This window comes from Bradyrhizobium sp. BRP19, from assembly GCF_020194195.1.
Lineage (GTDB): Bacteria > Pseudomonadota > Alphaproteobacteria > Rhizobiales > Xanthobacteraceae > Bradyrhizobium > Bradyrhizobium yuanmingense.
The window spans coordinates 1-439 of the sequence record NZ_JADYVZ010000132.1 but is presented as its reverse complement, the minus strand read 5'-3'; the positions used below and the strand labels follow the sequence as shown (position 1 = coordinate 439).

Here is a 439-nt window from a genome sequence, read left to right as displayed (position 1 = left end):
GGGGCGCCAGCATCAGATCCTGCAGTTCAGCGGCGGCCGGAACCACGCTCAAAAGGGCGGCCTCTCCCTTGGCCGTGATCTGAACCTGGACGGACCGCCGATCTTCCGCATTGTTCTTTCTCGAGATCAGCTTTCGCGCCGTCATTCTCTTGAGCATTTCGCTGAGCGTGTTCCGATCGCAACTGATGTGTTCCGCGAGGACCGATGGCGTGAGGGGACCGCGTTGATACAGCGCCATGAGCACGCCGAACTGCCGGGGCGTGATGTCGCTTTGGAGCGTCACCTTCTGATAGAGGACGTCGTAGCGGGCCTCGAGCAGCCGAAGGAGAAAACCAATGCCGCCTTCGAGCTGCCAGTTGCGCGCGAGCTGCGCGGCCGAATCCGTCTTCATCGCCTTGTCGGCTGGCATGCCGTTGTCGACCTGAGCTGTAGTTCCATC

General features: G+C 61.5%; 1 protein-coding gene. It reads right to left on the bottom strand.

Annotation, left to right across the window (positions count from 1 at the left end):
• A partial coding sequence (locus tag I6F36_RS38845; protein WP_225173279.1) for a MarR family winged helix-turn-helix transcriptional regulator occupies positions 1 to 409 on the bottom strand: 409 nt, incomplete at its 3' end.
• Positions 410 to 439 lie beyond the last annotated feature (30 nt).